The organism is Vibrio fluvialis, from assembly GCF_900460245.1.
GTDB lineage: Bacteria > Pseudomonadota > Gammaproteobacteria > Enterobacterales > Vibrionaceae > Vibrio > Vibrio fluvialis.
In genome coordinates this window covers 385072-401041 of the sequence record NZ_UHIP01000001.1, presented here as the reverse complement: position 1 = coordinate 401041, position 15970 = coordinate 385072, and the positions used below count along the sequence as shown (strand labels likewise).

11 protein-coding genes are annotated in these 15970 nt (G+C 51.5%); 3 read left to right on the top strand and 8 right to left on the bottom strand.

Annotated elements, in window-relative coordinates; translation table 11 throughout:
- Nucleotides 1-38 precede the first annotated feature (38 nt).
- The 8 genes from DYA43_RS01910 to hrpB all read right to left on the bottom strand — a co-directional run bounded on the left by DYA43_RS01910 (nucleotide 39) and on the right by hrpB (nucleotide 13506).
- Nucleotides 39-1052, bottom strand: coding sequence for a Fe(3+) ABC transporter substrate-binding protein (locus DYA43_RS01910; protein ID WP_020430476.1), 1014 nt, complete (start codon nucleotides 1050-1052; stop codon nucleotides 39-41).
- 140 nt (nucleotides 1053-1192) lie between these two features.
- Nucleotides 1193-2422: an ammonium transporter gene (locus tag DYA43_RS01905; RefSeq protein WP_020332010.1), complete on the bottom strand. Its 1230-nt coding sequence runs from the start codon at nucleotides 2420-2422 to the stop codon at nucleotides 1193-1195.
- 26 nt (nucleotides 2423-2448) lie between these two features.
- On the bottom strand, nucleotides 2449-2787 hold the full coding sequence (locus DYA43_RS01900) for a P-II family nitrogen regulator (RefSeq protein WP_004729026.1): 339 nt from the start codon (nucleotides 2785-2787) through the stop codon (nucleotides 2449-2451).
- 207 nt (nucleotides 2788-2994) lie between these two features.
- Nucleotides 2995-3366 (bottom strand): YacL family protein, encoded by a 372-nt coding sequence (locus DYA43_RS01895; RefSeq protein ID WP_061056152.1) that lies wholly within the window; start codon nucleotides 3364-3366, stop codon nucleotides 2995-2997.
- Between the two features lie 127 nt (nucleotides 3367-3493).
- Nucleotides 3494-6091: a bifunctional aconitate hydratase 2/2-methylisocitrate dehydratase gene (gene acnB, locus DYA43_RS01890; protein ID WP_020332008.1), complete on the bottom strand. Its 2598-nt coding sequence runs from the start codon at nucleotides 6089-6091 to the stop codon at nucleotides 3494-3496.
- 244 nt (nucleotides 6092-6335) lie between these two features.
- A complete protein-coding gene (locus DYA43_RS01885) occupies nucleotides 6336-8663 on the bottom strand; it encodes a patatin-like phospholipase family protein (protein WP_061056151.1) in 2328 nt (775 codons plus the stop codon).
- Between the two features lie 35 nt (nucleotides 8664-8698).
- Nucleotides 8699-11047: a penicillin-binding protein 1B gene (gene mrcB, locus DYA43_RS01880; protein WP_061056150.1), complete on the bottom strand. Its 2349-nt coding sequence runs from the start codon at nucleotides 11045-11047 to the stop codon at nucleotides 8699-8701.
- Nucleotides 11044-13506, bottom strand: a complete 2463-nt coding sequence (gene hrpB, locus DYA43_RS01875) for an ATP-dependent helicase HrpB (RefSeq protein ID WP_061056149.1) — start codon at nucleotides 13504-13506, stop codon at nucleotides 11044-11046. The genes mrcB and hrpB overlap by 4 nt, the downstream gene beginning before the upstream one ends.
- A 72-nt stretch (nucleotides 13507-13578) precedes the next feature.
- On the opposite strand from hrpB, the gene sfsA reads away from it, so the two are divergent.
- The 3 genes from sfsA (at nucleotide 13579) to gluQRS (ending at nucleotide 15894) form a co-directional block, all read left to right on the top strand.
- On the top strand, nucleotides 13579-14334 hold the full coding sequence (gene sfsA / locus DYA43_RS01870) for a DNA/RNA nuclease SfsA (protein ID WP_047459077.1): 756 nt from the start codon (nucleotides 13579-13581) through the stop codon (nucleotides 14332-14334).
- Nucleotides 14335-14459: 125 nt separating this feature from the next.
- Nucleotides 14460-14909, top strand: a complete 450-nt coding sequence (dksA, locus tag DYA43_RS01865; RefSeq protein WP_020332003.1) for an RNA polymerase-binding protein DksA — start codon at nucleotides 14460-14462, stop codon at nucleotides 14907-14909.
- 94 nt (nucleotides 14910-15003) lie between these two features.
- Nucleotides 15004-15894 carry a tRNA glutamyl-Q(34) synthetase GluQRS gene (gene gluQRS / locus DYA43_RS01860; RefSeq protein WP_061056148.1) on the top strand — a complete coding sequence of 297 codons (891 nt, stop codon included), beginning with the start codon at nucleotides 15004-15006 and terminating at the stop codon, nucleotides 15892-15894.
- Nucleotides 15895-15970 lie beyond the last annotated feature (76 nt).

Genomic DNA, 15970 nt, shown 5'->3' with positions numbered 1-15970 from the left:
TTAATAAATCAGGGGTATAGTTATACCCCCAGACTCAATTAAAGGTCAAATTTGACTTCATCAAGTAGCTTGATGGCCGCCGCGTGGTTGTCGGCAATTTTTTCCAGTGGTAGAGAATCAGATTTGAATTCACCCCATGAAGCCACCAGTTTTGAACGCTCAACACCTGGTTTCACCGGGTATTCGTAGTTCACTTCTGCGTACATGTGCTGCGCGGTTTCACCAGTCAGGAACTCCATCAGCTTGACGGCATTGTCACGGTTTGGTGCGTATTTCGCCATTGCCATACCACTGACGTTGACGTGAGTGCCCTGAACATTCTGACCCGGGAAGTTGATATATACCGATTCCGCCCAGCTCTTTTGCTCTTTGTCTTCCAGCATTTTGCCTAGATAGTAGCTGTTGCCCAGAGACAGATCGCACAGGCCTTCTTTGATTGCACGAACCTGATCGCGATCGTTGCCTTGCGGTTTGCGCGCCAGGTTAGCTTTCAGACCTTCCAACCAGGTTTTGGTTTGAGCTTCGCCGTGGTTCGCGATCATCGCGGCAACCAGCGCAATGTTGTACGGGTGCTTACCGCTGCGTGTACAGATCTTACCTTTGTATTCTGGCTTGGCCAGATCGAGGTAATCGAAATCATCGCCCAGTTTGCCCACGCGATCGCGTGATGAGTAGACGCTACGAGTGCGCACGGTCAATGCAAACCACTCTTCGCTGCTGTCGCGGTACTGCGCCGGAATGTTCTCGTCAATGACACGACTGTTTACGGGTTGCGTTAAGCCTTTATCCGACAGTTCAAACAGACGGCTGAACTCTGAAGTCAGAATCACGTCGGCCGGGCTGTACTCGCCTTCTTGAGCCAATTTTTCTGCAATGCCCTCTTTGGCAAACTTCACGTTGACCTTGATTCCGGTCTCTTGAGTGAACTCTTTAAACATCGGTTCAATCAGGAAAGGTTGACGGTATGAGTAAACATTTACTTCTTCAGCCGCCATAACCGAAGGGGCCAATACGCTACATGCAATTGCCGATAGAGCCAGCAGTTTTTTCATGGTTCAAGTCCTTTATTATTGCTAATGATAACACTTATCAATTGCGCTAATTATATTGGCCACCCTTAATAAAACAATCAGTAAAAATGAAAAACCTGCCCCGAAGGGCAGGTTTTAGGCAAAGGTTTTGTAACCAATTATTACTTAACTGTCACGAACTCTGGGTAAGCGCCGACACCACAATCGTGCATGTCCATGCCTTCCATCTCTTCTTCTTCAGAAACACGGATACCCATGGTTGCTTTCAGAATGCCCCAAACCACCAGGCTAGCACCGAATACCCAAGCGAAGATGACTGCTGCACCCAGAAGCTGTGCACCGAAGGTGGCATCGCTGTTGCTTAGTGGCACAACCATCAGGCCGAAGAAACCACACACACCGTGTACAGAGATTGCACCCACTGGATCATCAATTTTCAGTTTATCCAGAGCAATGATGCTGAAGACAACAATCGCACCTGCAACGACACCGATTGCAACCGAGTACAGCGGTGATGGTGACAGCGGGTCAGCGGTGATAGCCACTAGGCCAGCCAGCGCGCCATTCAGAATCATGGTCAGGTCAGCTTTACCCCAGGTCGTTTTACAAACCAGTAGCGCTGCAATAGAACCCGCTGCCGCTGCTGCGTTAGTGTTGAGGAAGATTTGCCCCACCGCTGTCGCGTTTTCGAAATCAGACAGCATCAGTTGTGAGCCACCGTTGAAACCGAACCAACCGAACCACAGGATAAAGGTACCCAGTGTTGCCAGTGGCATATTTGAACCCGGAATCGGGAAGATTTCGCCGTTTTTACCGTATTTTCCTTTACGAGCACCCAGCAGTAAAACACCTGCCAGCGCTGCAGCTGCACCCGCCATGTGAACGATACCTGAACCCGCAAAGTCGCTGAAACCCGCTGCTGACAGGAAGCCGCCGCCCCAAGTCCAGTAACCTTCCATAGGATAGATAAAGGCAGTCAAAATGGCTGAGAAAATGAGGAATGCCCAAAGTTTCATACGTTCAGCAACTGCGCCTGAAACCACAGACATTGACGTTGCTACGAATACCACTTGGAAGAAGAAGTCGGATTCCAGAGAGTGATCAGCACCGTCAGCTTGTGAGCCAATCAGTGAACCAAACGATGGTAGCCAGCCTGCTTCTGCGTTATCAACATACATGATGTTGTAACCCACAATGAGGTACATGGTGCACGCAATTGCGTACAGCACAAAGTTTTTGGTCAGAATTTCGGTAGTGTTCTTAGAACGAACCAGACCAGCTTCCAGCATAGCGAAACCCGCCGCCATCCACATAACCAGTGCGCCCGAAATTAAGAAGAAGAATGTATCCAGTGCGTAACGTAACTCCGTTACTGTAGCTGACAGTTCCATAATAGTCGTCTCCAGTCCTTTGAATCTTAAAGTGCTTCCGCGTCCATTTCGCCGGTGCGAATTCGAACAGCGTGGCTCAAGTCATAAACAAAAATTTTGCCATCACCGATTTTGCCGGTATGTGCGGCTTTGATGATCGCTTCCAGAACGCGATCAACGTTATCCGCTTGTGTGGCAATTTCGATTTTTACCTTCGGCAGAAAATCCACCTGGTATTCCGCGCCACGGTAAAGTTCGGTATGACCTTTCTGACGGCCAAAGCCTTTGACTTCTGATACGGTCATCCCTTCGATGCCCACATCGGCCAAAGCTTCACGAACATCGTCAAGTTTGAATGGTTTGATGATTGCGTTAATGAGTTTCATCGCGTCCTCTCTGAAGCTGTAGTCCATTTACAGTTCTATTAATCCAAGGTACGTGCCAACTTTTTAACTCATTGATAAACAATAAAATAGTGAGATTTCGATTCAAAAACACAAAAGGGTTGCACGTTTTTTGTGCAACCCTTTCCCAAAAATAATGCGACTCTGGCTTTCTTCACCACATGAGTGCAGCCTGTTGATGAGACAAACTCAGTATCCGGTGAGGAAATCCTGCCATTGGATCAACAACGACTCGAAATCCTCCAAACCACACTGCGCCACACTCTCGCTTTCATAAAGTTCAAATTCACTTTCAAACTCAACATCATGGCCATAGTTCAGCGCATTGTCCTGCACCGTTACTTCGTCACCACAAATCATCACTGAGATTTCACGACCAGCGAATTGCCACTCTTGTGCAGGAAACTGGTGCGCTTTCTCCAGCAGAGCCAACACTTGCTCGATTTTTGTGCGATCCTGCGCCACCTCTTCCTGTAACCAGCGGGCCACAATATGATGCTCCATGCTGCAGGTAACGTAATACTCCCCCAGCAGGGTATTTTTGGTGAATTCAAATTCCATCGACGATGACCGGTTGATTAAGTTGGCGCGAGTATAGCGCCAGCGAAACCGAATGACGAGCCTGAATAAGACGCAAAAAGAAAGGCCGCTGCAAGCAGCGACCTTGAATCTTTGGGCTAATCCGCGATTATGCCGGTTCCTGGAAAATCACCGTATCCGCTTTCTTGGTGTAGTCACTCATGCGGTGGAAGTTCAGGTAACGGTAAGTATCGGCTGCGGTTGCGTCGATCTGTTTCGCGTATTCCAGATACTCTTGCAGAGTTGGAATGCGACCCAGAATAGCGCCTACCGCCGACAGCTCTGCTGAAGCCAGGTACACGTTCGCACCTGTACCCAGACGGTTCGGGAAGTTACGCGTCGAAGTTGACATCACGGTTGCTTTGTCCGCTACGCGAGCCTGGTTACCCATACACAGTGAACATCCCGGAGTTTCGATACGCACCCCAGCACGGCCAAAGATGCCGTAGTAACCTTCTTCAGTCAGTTGATCGCGGTCCATCTTGGTTGGCGGTGCCACCCACAGACGCGTTTCCAGTTGACCGTTGAATTTATCCAGCAGTTTACCTGCCGCACGGAAGTGGCCGATGTTGGTCATACAAGAACCGATGAACACTTCATCAATCGCTGTGCCTTGTACTTCAGACAGCGGACGCGCGTCATCCGGATCGTTTGGCGCACAAAGAATCGGTTCTTTGATGTCCGCCAGATCGATTTCAATCACGTGCGCGTATTCTGCGTCTTTATCTGCTTCCATCAGTTCTGGAGCAGCCAACCACTCTTCCATCGCTTTAATACGACGTTCGATGGTACGACGGTCACCGTAACCTTCTGCGATCATCCACTTCAGCATGGTGATGTTCGAGTTCAGGTATTCCGCGATAGACTCTTGCGACAGTTTGACGGTACAACCTGCTGCTGAACGCTCAGCAGAGGCGTCAGACAGTTCGAATGCCTGTTCAACCGTCAGGTGTTCAACACCTTCGATTTCCAGCACGCGGCCAGAGAATTCGTTAATCTTACCGGCTTTCTCAACCGTCAGCAGACCTTGTTTGATGCCGTAGTAAGGAATCGCATGAACCAGGTCGCGCAGCGTGATACCCGGCTGCATTTCACCTTTGAAACGCACCAGAATTGACTCAGGCATATCGAGAGGCATGACGCCAGTTGCTGCTGCGAAGGCTACCAGACCAGAACCTGCCGGGAATGAAATCCCCAGTGGGAAACGCGTATGCGAGTCACCACCGGTACCGACAGTATCCGGCAGCAGCATACGGTTTAGCCATGAGTGAATAACACCGTCGCCCGGGCGCAGTGACACACCGCCGCGGTTCATGATGAAATCCGGTAGCGTGTGGTGCGTTTGCACGTCAACGGGTTTTGGATACGCAGAGGTGTGGCAGAAAGACTGCATCACCAAATCTGCAGAGAAGCCAAGACACGCCAAATCTTTCAGTTCGTCACGAGTCATTGGACCGGTAGTGTCCTGAGAACCCACCGTGGTCATCTTCGGCTCACAGTAAGTGCCTGGGCGAATACCTTCTACGCCACACGCTTTACCGACCATTTTCTGTGCCAGAGTAAAGCCTTTGCCGCTGTCTGCCACAGGAACAGGGCGACGGAACACGGTCGATGCTTCCAGACCCAGTGCTTGACGCGCTTTGTCAGTCAGACCACGACCAACGATCAGAGGAATACGGCCACCCGCGCGGACTTCGTCGATCAGTACGTCGGTTTTCAGCTTGAATGTCGCCAGTACTTCGCCCGTTTCGTGGTTGCACACTTTGCCTTCGTATGGGTAAACGTCAATCACATCACCCATATTCAGTTTTGAAACGTCCACTTCGATTGGCAGTGCGCCCGCATCTTCCATGGTGTTGAAGAAGATCGGTGCAATCTTACCGCCCAGTACATAACCGCCAGCGCGTTTGTTCGGTACGTTTGGAATGTCATCGCCCATGAACCACAGTACGGAGTTGGTCGCCGACTTACGCGAAGAACCCGTACCGACAACGTCACCAACGTAAACCAGTTGATGACCTTTTTCTTTCAGTGCTTCAATTTGGTTGATTGGACCAATTTTTCCTGGTGCGTCCGGCACGATGCCATCACGTTCATTTTTCAGCATTGCCAGAGCATGCACAGGAATATCAGGGCGCGACCATGCATCCGGAGCTGGTGACAAATCGTCCGTGTTGGTTTCACCAGTTACTTTGAATACGGTCAGAGTGATTTTTTCAGCCAGAGCAGGTTTTGACAGGAACCATTCAGCTTCAGCCCAAGATTCCAGAACTTGTTTCGCCAGTGCGTTACCCGCTTTTGCTTTTTCTTCGACATCGTAAAACGCATCGAACATCAGCAGTGTGTGAGACAGAGCGGTCGCAGCGATTGGTGCCAAATCTGCGTCATCCAGCAGAGAAACCAGTGGTTCGATGTTGTAACCACCTTGCATGGTACCCAGCAGAGTGGCCGCTTTTTCACGGCTAACCAGTGGAGATGTCACTTCACCTTTGGTGATTGCAGTCAGAAAACCAGCTTTGACGTAGGCAGCTTCATCAACGCCCGGAGGAATACGGTTCTCAAGCAGATCGAGAATGAATTCTTCTTCTCCTTGAGGGGGATTTTTGAGTAGCTCAACAAGTCCAGCGACTTGCTCAGCGTCTAGGGGTTTAGGTACAACTCCTTCAGCAGCACGCTCTTCGACGTGTTTACGGTAGGCTTCAAGCACGACTTTTTCCTCTCATTGCGGTTCACCCAATTATTATAAAAATGTGAGTGAACATCCTTGGAAACTTGGCTCTCCGTTGCCCATGTTTTCATTCAAATTTGACTGAGAAACAGCGCCCTAGAGGCCAAACTGTGGGCGTCAGGATAGCAAAATTAACGATAAATTAAAATCTCATCATTTTGACCAACATAGCAACTTAAGACGAAAGTTATAGGAATTAACTTTTCAAATCTCGAATCTTGCGCTAGTTGAACGTGGTACCGATGATCAGATAAATCGAATCAAAATTCTGCTCTGTGCGTCCGTAACCGAACATTATGGGACCAATTGGGGAGTCCACGCCGGCAAATATCGATCCCGCGGCATACAGTGGTGCGGTATCAATAGATAGGTCTGGATCGGACCATACTCCACCATACTCGATGGATGCCCCAAGATAGACGGGCGATGTGAACAGGCCGAAATCATTGTCGAACCAACGATAGCGATAAATCATATTGGCATACGCTTTGTTTTGGCCAATCAGACTGTTGCGGGAAATCCCCGACAGATTGAGAAATCCGCCAATCGTTTTAGGATCGATAGGTTGAATTGAATTTTTACTCTTCACCACACCGTAATCAATATTGCCGACTAAAGTATGACGATTAAAGCTGTGTGCGGCGATGAATTTCGTTGACAACTCATACACCGTATCCGATGAATTTTCCGCCACGCCGCTTTCGGTCAGGTCAACATCATCATGCGACACCAGATACTCGAGATCGAGGTACACCCCCTCTCTTGGCATGCTGAAATCATCCAGCGAATCGATACGGTAGTTGAAGAAGATGCCCTGACGGGTAAAGTTCATGTCCGCGTAGTCCGGTAACGTGGAGTAGTTGGCAGAGCCATCCGAATAGCGCCCGCCAATTTTAAACTCTCGCCACAACGTTTCCTGATAACCAAGCGCCAGCTCAGCCCGCCAGGTTTTGTACGTGACCGGCAAGTAATTGCGGCTGGCCGCCAGCGAGGTGTCATCAAATCCGCTAACGGGCACGTTGCGGTTATCATCAGTAAAACGCAATGAAGCGGTATAGAAGGTTTTCTGTCCCGACATTACCGGCGAATAGAGCTCCACTTCGGCTAATTTATCGGTACCAATATTGAAGTTGGTTGCCAGCTCCGCACCGTGGGAGTTGATGTCGGTAAAATTGAATGATGCGCCAATGGAGTACTGGCTATCGGTATTAAAATCATCTTCAAGGAAAAAACGGAAGTTAAGATAATTCGGTCCCCAAGATTTCTCATCCACATCCACGACTAAGTTGTTCTCACCCTCTTTCTCTTCATACTGATAACGAACGAGTCTGAAACGATCGAGGGCATATAAATCCTGAATGCTCGATTCGATCTCTTCCGTGCTCAGTTTTTCGCCCGCATCGAGATTGAGTCGGTTTTGCAACAGCACATCGCTGTAATGGGAGTTATTCTGGATGATGACGTTGTCGATGGTGATGTCATCGCCATGCTTGAGCTGGCGGCGCAGATCTTCTTTGCGATCGACATACTGCTGATACTCAGCGCTGCTTAGCGCGAGCTTTTCCAGCTTCACTTGATTGTCCATCGCTGCCTCGTACCCTTTGGCAAAGGCATCTGGCATTTTATCGAATTCGGTGGTTTCCATCAGGCCGACCTGAGGACGCAGCAGTACATCATCGTCGGTCAGTGTCTCAGCCTGAAGTTCTGTACTGCGACGGACCAGATAATTGGACAGTTGATCCGCGACCGTCAGAAAGTTCGTAAACGCTTCCTGACTTTTGTAGTCGGTACTGATATCAACCGCGATGACGATATCGGCTCCCATCTGACGAGCCACGTCAACAGGCATATTGTTGGTCACGCCGCCATCCACCAGCCAGCGACCATCAATTTCATACGGAGGTAAAGCACCCGGCACCGACATACTCGCCATCATGGCATCGACCAAATAACCCTTATCAATCACCACAGGTTCCAGTTTGATGATGTCGGTAGCGACTGCGCGATACGGCACGACCAGATCATCAAAGGAGTTGAACGGCATCAGGTTACCGGAAGTTTCGCGCAGAATGCGCAGCATGTTCTGACCTTGCACCACACCGCGCGGCGCGTGCACCCCGTCAAGACGCACGCCTAAATCGGTGGTCAGTTGGTAGCGGTCTTCATACTCTTTATCACGCACTCGGCGCTGGCTGCGGTTCACGCGGTCGCGATAACCGGTATTCCAGTCGACGCTGTAAATAAAACTTTCGATCTCTTCCGCACTCATCCCGGTGGAATAGAGACCTGCGACGTACGCGCCCATGCTGGTACCGATGACAATATCCACCGGCACATGCATGTCTTCTAAGGCCTTAAGGACGCCCATGTGAGCGGCGCCTTTCGCACCACCGCCAGCCAGTACCAACGCAATTTTCGGGCGTGAATGTCCGAGTTCAGACGTTTGTGATGACGCCTGCGCCAGACTCAACGCAGGCCAAATCAAAGCCGGTAAACACACTATACTGAGCAGCCAACGGGTCACGGTCGTCCTCAAATCCTTGTTATCCATTTAGTTGAAAATCAAGCCACTATAAACGGGCTTAATCACCACTGAAAGAGTTTTTTCAACCACTCGGTGGGACGATTCTCACACTGTTTTTTCCAACTGCCGGAGGCATCCCAGACGGGCAGTTTGAAATCGTTGTTACAGTCTAGTTCAAGTCCGCCGGAGCGGGACTGAGAAAAACCGACCGTGCTGATCCCTTGCGGCCACGGCAGCACCAGTTTCTCAGGAATGCGATAACGCAGGTAATCGGCGTACACGCGCAGCGCACCACTCGAGCCAGTCAGTTTAGTTGGCTGGTTGTCATCTCGTCCCAGCCAGATAGTGGTGACTTCCCGGCCATCGACACCAACAAACCAGCTGTCGCGGCTGTCGCTGCTGGTTCCGGTTTTCCCAGCCAGCGCTGCCCAGCCAAACTGGCTATTAAGGTAACGTCCCGTGCCTTCCAGCACACCACGCTTCATCGCATACGTCGTCAACCAGGCCGCTTGCTGATCAACCGCCTGGGATACTTTAGGAATCGATTCGTACAGCACATTACCATCCAGATCGAGTACCGAACGCAGCGCGGAAAGCGGCGCTTTTTTGCCCGAGTTGGTGACCGTCTGGAACATCTGCGCGACCTGATACGGAGTCAGCGAAAACGAACCAAGGAACATCGACGGCACCGGACGAATTTCGTCGCGGCTCACACCCAGTTTTTCCAGCGTTTTGGTGACGTTTTCAATCCCCAACTGCATGCCCAGTTGCACCGTCGGTACGTTGAGCGATTTGGCCAGCGCCAGGTAGAGCGGGACTTCACCGCGGAACTGACGGTCAAAGTTGCGCGGCGTCCACACATTGCCTTCACTGCCTTGCAGTGTGATTGGCTTGTCCATCAAGGTCGTCGCCAGATTGTATTTCTCCGGCTGCGCCAGCGCCGTCAGATACACAGCGGGTTTCACCAGTGAACCAATCGGACGGCTGGCATTAAGCGCGCGGTTAAATCCGTCATAGCCCGTGCGTTTACCGCCCACCATGGCGCGAATCTCACCACTGTGGCGATCGACGGCAATCGCTGCCGCTTCAAGATCGTTACCCGCGGTACGAGCCAGAATCGGCACCTGATTTTCCACCGCTTCTTCCAGCTTGGCCTGCGACACCGGATCGAGTGACGTAAATACGCGCAGCCCGGTATCGGACTTAAACGCATCACCGAGTTTTTGTTTCAGTTCAATCGATAACTGCTGGAAATAAGCAGGCTGACGGCTGGCAATGCGGGCCTGTTTCTGTACATCCAGCGGACGGGTCACCGCCTGCTCATACTGCTTGGCTGTCAGAATATCCTGGTCCATCATCAGCTTAAGCACCAAATCACGACGCTCTTTGGCACGTTCAGGGAAACGCATCGGGTTGTAGTAGGATGGGCCTTTCACCATACCAACCAATAACGCGAGCTGGTCAATACGCAGCTCCTGCAGCGGCTGACCAAAGTAGAGGCGCGACGCCAAACCAAAACCGTGCACGGCTTCTTTGCCATTCTGACCCAGATACACTTCGTTCAGGTACGCTTCCAGAATGCGATCTTTGCTGTAACGGTAATCGATGATCAGCGCCATGTAGGCTTCACGTAATTTACGCCACAAGGTCCGATCGCTGGAAAGGAAAATGTTTTTCGCCAACTGCTGAGTCAGCGTACTGCCGCCCTGCACGGTACGGCCTGCTTTGAGGTTCGCGACCATCGCACGGGCAATCGCCATCGGCGACACGCCATCATGCTGGTAGAAGTTACGATCTTCAGTGGTCAACAGCGCATCAATCATCACTTCCGGGAACTGCTCACGGCGCAGGAACAGGCGCTGCTCCTGAGTATCTTTCTCCAGCATACCCAGCATTTTCGGCTCAATACGCAGATAACCGAGATCGCCACGTTTCTCCAGCGACTGAATGCGATTCAGTCCATTGTCATCAAAAATCAGCATGACATGGCGATCCGGCTCCGGACCATCGGCAAATTCAAACGGGCGACGGATCAGTTCAATGCGGGTCGACGACGCCGAATACTCACCCGCATAACGCGGCTGGCTCACTTTACGGTAGTTGAGCACGTCCAGCTCATTGCGCATCTGTTTAATGCTGATGTCGCTGCCGGGCTCTAGGGTCAGAATACGCGCGTACACCACCGTCGGCAGTTCAAACAGCTGCCCTTCAAAACGCTGCTTGATCATACTGTCGAGATAAATGCCGGTAAAAATCAGCACGGCAGCCAGCGCCAAACCGACTTTCCAGCCCAGACTCCACAGACGTTTCAGCCACGAACGGGAACCGTTCGGTTTGGAGGAGGAAGATTTACGCGGCACCGATTTCTTTGCCGGCGTGGTTTTCTTTGGGGATTCGCTTTTCTTGGTCATGAATTCAGTTGTCGCTTGGTTTTGGTCGTCGCACTGTGATTGGCGGGATCATCCGGCCACACATGTTTCGGGTAACGCCCTTTCATCTCTTTCTGTACTTCTTTATACGCACCGCTCCAGAAGCCCGCCAAGTCGCGGGTGACCTGCAGCGGACGCTGGGCTGGTGAAAGCAGCTCCATGACAATCGCCTTGGTGCCTTTGGCAATCAGCGGTGTGCTCTTTTCACCGAGCACTTCCTGCATCCGCACCGACAGCACAGGTTCCATGCCAAGCTGGTAACGGATCTTCTTGCAAGTACCGGTTGGCAACGCGTGATGGGTTGGCAGCCACTCATCCAGTTGCTGACTCAAAGACCAGCCTAAACGCGTATTAAGGGCGTCCATCAACGGTACTTTATTTAATTCTTTCACGGAGCTGATGCCGGCTAAATAAGGTTCCAACCACTCAGACAGATGGCTTCGCAGCGCGTCGTCATCCATGTCAGGCCAGTTTTCCTCCGGCAGCCACTCGGCTGCACAACGCACGCGCGTCAGCCAGTCCAGACTGGCTTCGGTCCAATTTAATACCGAAAGCCCTTTGCGCTCGACATAATTGAGCAAAGCTTGCGTCATTTTTTGTTTATTTGGCGCAGGCAGGGCTTGACGCCGAATAACCAGTTGCCCGCAACGAAGCTGCATTTCCGCCACCAGACGGCCCGCTTTGTCATCCCAGTCGACGCGTTCCAGCTCGTTAAATAACTGAGGACACTGCTGTTCCAGCTGCCCGATATCCAGCTCAAGAGCTGAAAAAACCTGGCTCGATTGCTGATGCCCCCGCATCAGGTCGAGCGCAATCAGATAATCACTGCCTGCCAGCGGCTGATCATCCGCAACAAACGCACCATGGCCATTGGCCAGTAAAAACTGACCATGCTGCCCGCGTTGCTGAGCAATACGATCGGGAAATGCCAGACACGCAACGACCGAAAGCAGAGTCGTGTCGACACGGCGCAGGTCGAAACTGTCATCCAGTTTATGTGCCAGCGCCGTGGCACGTTGATTCATCGTGCGCGCTTTATTGTGTTTGCCCTGCTGCCAGCGATGCAAACTGTGCTGCACATCCAGCACCTGACGTTCAGGCTCTTCCAGAAGAGCAGCCAGCGCCAGCGCACTCTGCATGTGTGCGGGGCTTTGCGCCTGCGCTGCCAGCAGCATCGCTGCGATGCGTGGTTCCACCCCCAGTTCGTGTGCCGCTTTGCCTTGCGCGGTCAGTTGCTGACGCTCATCCATCAGCCCCAGCGTACACAACAAACTACGTGCCTGAGCCATCGCGGCGGCGGGAGGCAAATCCAGCCACGGTAAATCCGTTGCTTCTTGCGCGCCCCACTGCGCCAACTCCAGCGCCAGCGGTGCCAAATCGCTCTGCATTATTTCAGCGACGGGTACCATCGGCTGCTGTTTGAGCTGAGCTTCACTGTAGAGACGCACACACACGCCCGGCTCAAGACGGCCGGCACGGCCAGCGCGCTGCTCGGCCGACGATTGGGCAATCCGCACCTGTTCCAAGCGCGTAATACCGGTTTTTAAATCAAACCGCGCGCGGCGCTCTAACCCGCTGTCGAGCACGATACGAATGCCTTCAATGGTTAACGAAGTTTCAGCAATGTTAGTCGCCAGCACGACTTTGCGTCGCCCGTCTGGCGTTGGCGCAATGGCTTTCTGCTGCTCAGCAAAACTCAGTTGCCCAAACAGAGGGCACACATCGATATCGTCCGCTACATCGCCTAAAGCCTGAGTCAACTGAGTAATGCTGGCCGCGCCCGGTAAGAAAGCCAACAGAGAACCATTTTCCTGTGCGAGTAGCTGACGAATCTGCTTTTCCATGCTCGCCACCAGCGGCTCACCCGGCTTCAGCGCCTGATAACGTGTGGCCACCGGATAGCTGCGGCCGTGAGATTCCACGTAACTCGCCATCGGCAGTAAAACCTGCAACGCCTCATGGTCTAAGGTCGCCGACATGACGATGATTTTGAGGTCATCCCGCAACGCCGACTGCACTTCCAGGCTGAACGCCAGCGCGGTATCAGCATGAATACTGCGCTCATGGAACTCATCAAAAATCAGCGCATCGATACCGTCGAGCTCCGGATCGCTTTGAATCATGCGGGTCATGATCCCTTCAGTCACAATCTCCAGCCGAGTACTCGCGCTGACGCGCGTTTCGCCGCGCACGCGATAACCAACCGTTTCACCAACGCTTTCACCAAGTTGCTGCGCCAGATAGCGGGCAATATTACGCGCCGCCAGACGACGCGGTTCCAGCATGACGATTTTACCCGTCACCAGATTGGCCTTGAGCAGAGCAAGCGGAAAGTGAGTCGACTTACCGGCACCGGGAGCGGCTTTGAGGATCACCTGAGGGAAACGCTGAACACCGGCAAGCAGCTCGGGAATCACAGCTTCGATGGGCAATTGTGACAAGACGATATCCTTGTGTTTAAATGGCGCCGGTATTGTACATAAAAACAGTAATCAAAGCGAAACGAGTCATTTATGCAGTTTTCCCCTCCCCTTCAATCCGCGACGCTGATTCAGCGCTACAAACGTTTTTTGGCCGATGTCACTCTGCCAAGCGGCGAGACCATCACCATGCACTGTGCCAACACTGGCGCGATGACGGGCTGCGCCGAACCGGGCAGCACCGTGTGGTATTCCACCTCAGACAACCCGAAGCGCAAATACGCCCACAGCTGGGAACTGACCGAGACGGCACGCGGCCATCGTATCTGCATTAATACCGCGCGGGCGAACCAGTTGGCCGTAGAAGCCATCCAAGATGGCACCATTACCGAGTTGCAAGGTTATGACCAGCTGCTCACTGAAGTGAAATACGGCAATGAAAATAGCCGCATTGATATCTTGCTCAACTCAGAATCCGGTCCAAACTGTTATATAGAAGTGAAAAGCGTCACTCTTTTGGATGAACGGAACTTAGCCACGGGCGAGGAAAATCAGATAGTTGGTCAGGGCTACTTTCCCGATGCGGTCACAACTCGGGGACAGAAGCATTTACGTGAGCTGGCAGAAATGGCAAAAAATGGAAGCAGAGCAGTACTTTTATTTGCTGTTTTGCATTCAGGGATTGAAAAAGTCGCCCCTGCTCACCATATAGACGCGAACTATTCACAATTGTTAAAGATGGCTCAAGAAGCCGGAGTGGAAGTACTGTGCTACAAAGCAGAACTTTCTGACTGCAGCATTCGATTAGTGTCCTCAATAGAATTTGCTCATCAACCTGCAAAAAATTGATGAAGCCTTCACATTGACGATAACTTTATAATTGAGTGTTTGCCTCTCCAACTTCTTTTTGCTATAGATACCCGCCTTAAATTGACTGCTCTCGCAGTTGACTAGGTGTTAGTAGGAGATGCTGTATGCCAGAAGAATCCAAAAAGAAAACGCTAGGCATCCTAGCCATTGCAGGTGTTGAGCCGTATCAGGAAAAACCAGGTGAAGAGTACATGTCACCTGATCAGATCGCTCATTTTACAAAGATTTTAGAAGCCTGGCGTAACCAGCTCAGAGAAGAAGTTGACCGTACCGTGCACCACATGCAGGACGAAGCAGCCAACTTCCCTGATCCTGTTGACCGCGCTTCTCAGGAAGAAGAGTTCAGCCTGGAACTGCGTAACCGCGACCGCGAGCGCCGTTTGATCAAGAAGATTGAAAAGACACTAGACAAAATCAAGGAAGATGATTTTGGATTCTGTGAATCTTGTGGCGTTGAAATCGGCATCCGTCGTCTGGAAGCTCGTCCTACAGCCGACCTGTGTATCGACTGTAAAACACTTGCAGAAATCAAAGAAAAACAGATGATGGGCTAAATACCCTTCAGATGAGAAAAAGGGAGCAAAAAGCTCCCTTTTTGTTTTGTCTGCAGGTTACACTTGAGAGTCACTGGTCACAAATCGCAATACTATGAGTTACATTGGTCGTTTCGCCCCATCCCCTTCCGGTCCCCTTCACTTCGGTTCATTGATTGCCGCACTCGGCAGCTACTTTCAGGCTAAGTCTCAACAGGGGCAATGGTTGGTTCGTGTCGAAGATTTGGACCCGCCAAGGGAAATGCCCGGTGCCGCCGACTGGATTTTACAGGCACTCGATGCTTATGGCCTGCACTGGGACGGCGAGGTTGTCTATCAGAGCCAGCGTCACGGCTTATATCAAGGGCAGATTGACGCCTGGTTGAGTTCGGGGCAAGCCTACTATTGCCAGTGTACCCGTAAACAAATCAAAGCCGCTGGCGGTTATTATCCCGGCACATGCCGTGACAAACAGTTGCCTTGCAGCCCAGACTGCGCCATTCGTCTGCGCATGGATAACCCGGTGTATTCCTTCATTGATTTGAAACACGGGGAAATCACTATACCTGCAGCACTGGCGGAAGAAGACTTCATCATCAAGCGGCGCGATGGACTGTTTGCCTACAATCTGGCGGTGGTACTTGATGACATCGACCAAGGCGTGACCGAAGTGGTGCGAGGTGCGGATTTAATTGAGCCAACCGGAAGACAAATCAGTTTGTATCACACTTTAAAACAAAACCCGGTCAGCTACTTACATTTGCCTTTGGCGATGGATGGCAACGGGAATAAACTCTCAAAACAAAATCACGCCACCGCCATTAATCCGGACGATCCGAAGCCAACGTTAATTCACGCCATGACGTTTTTAGGCTTTGATATTCCAGAAGATTTTATGGATGCGCGCATTGAGGAAATCATTGCGTGGGGATGCCAGAACTGGCAGATTGCACAGCTGCCAGTAGAGACCGAGATCACACCACGATTCTCAAATGGCGTTGTGTAAGCTATTATTAGCCGCAAATTCGGCCCATTTAAGCCACGATACGTGCAGAAACACGCTTGAATAGGCAACACCAATC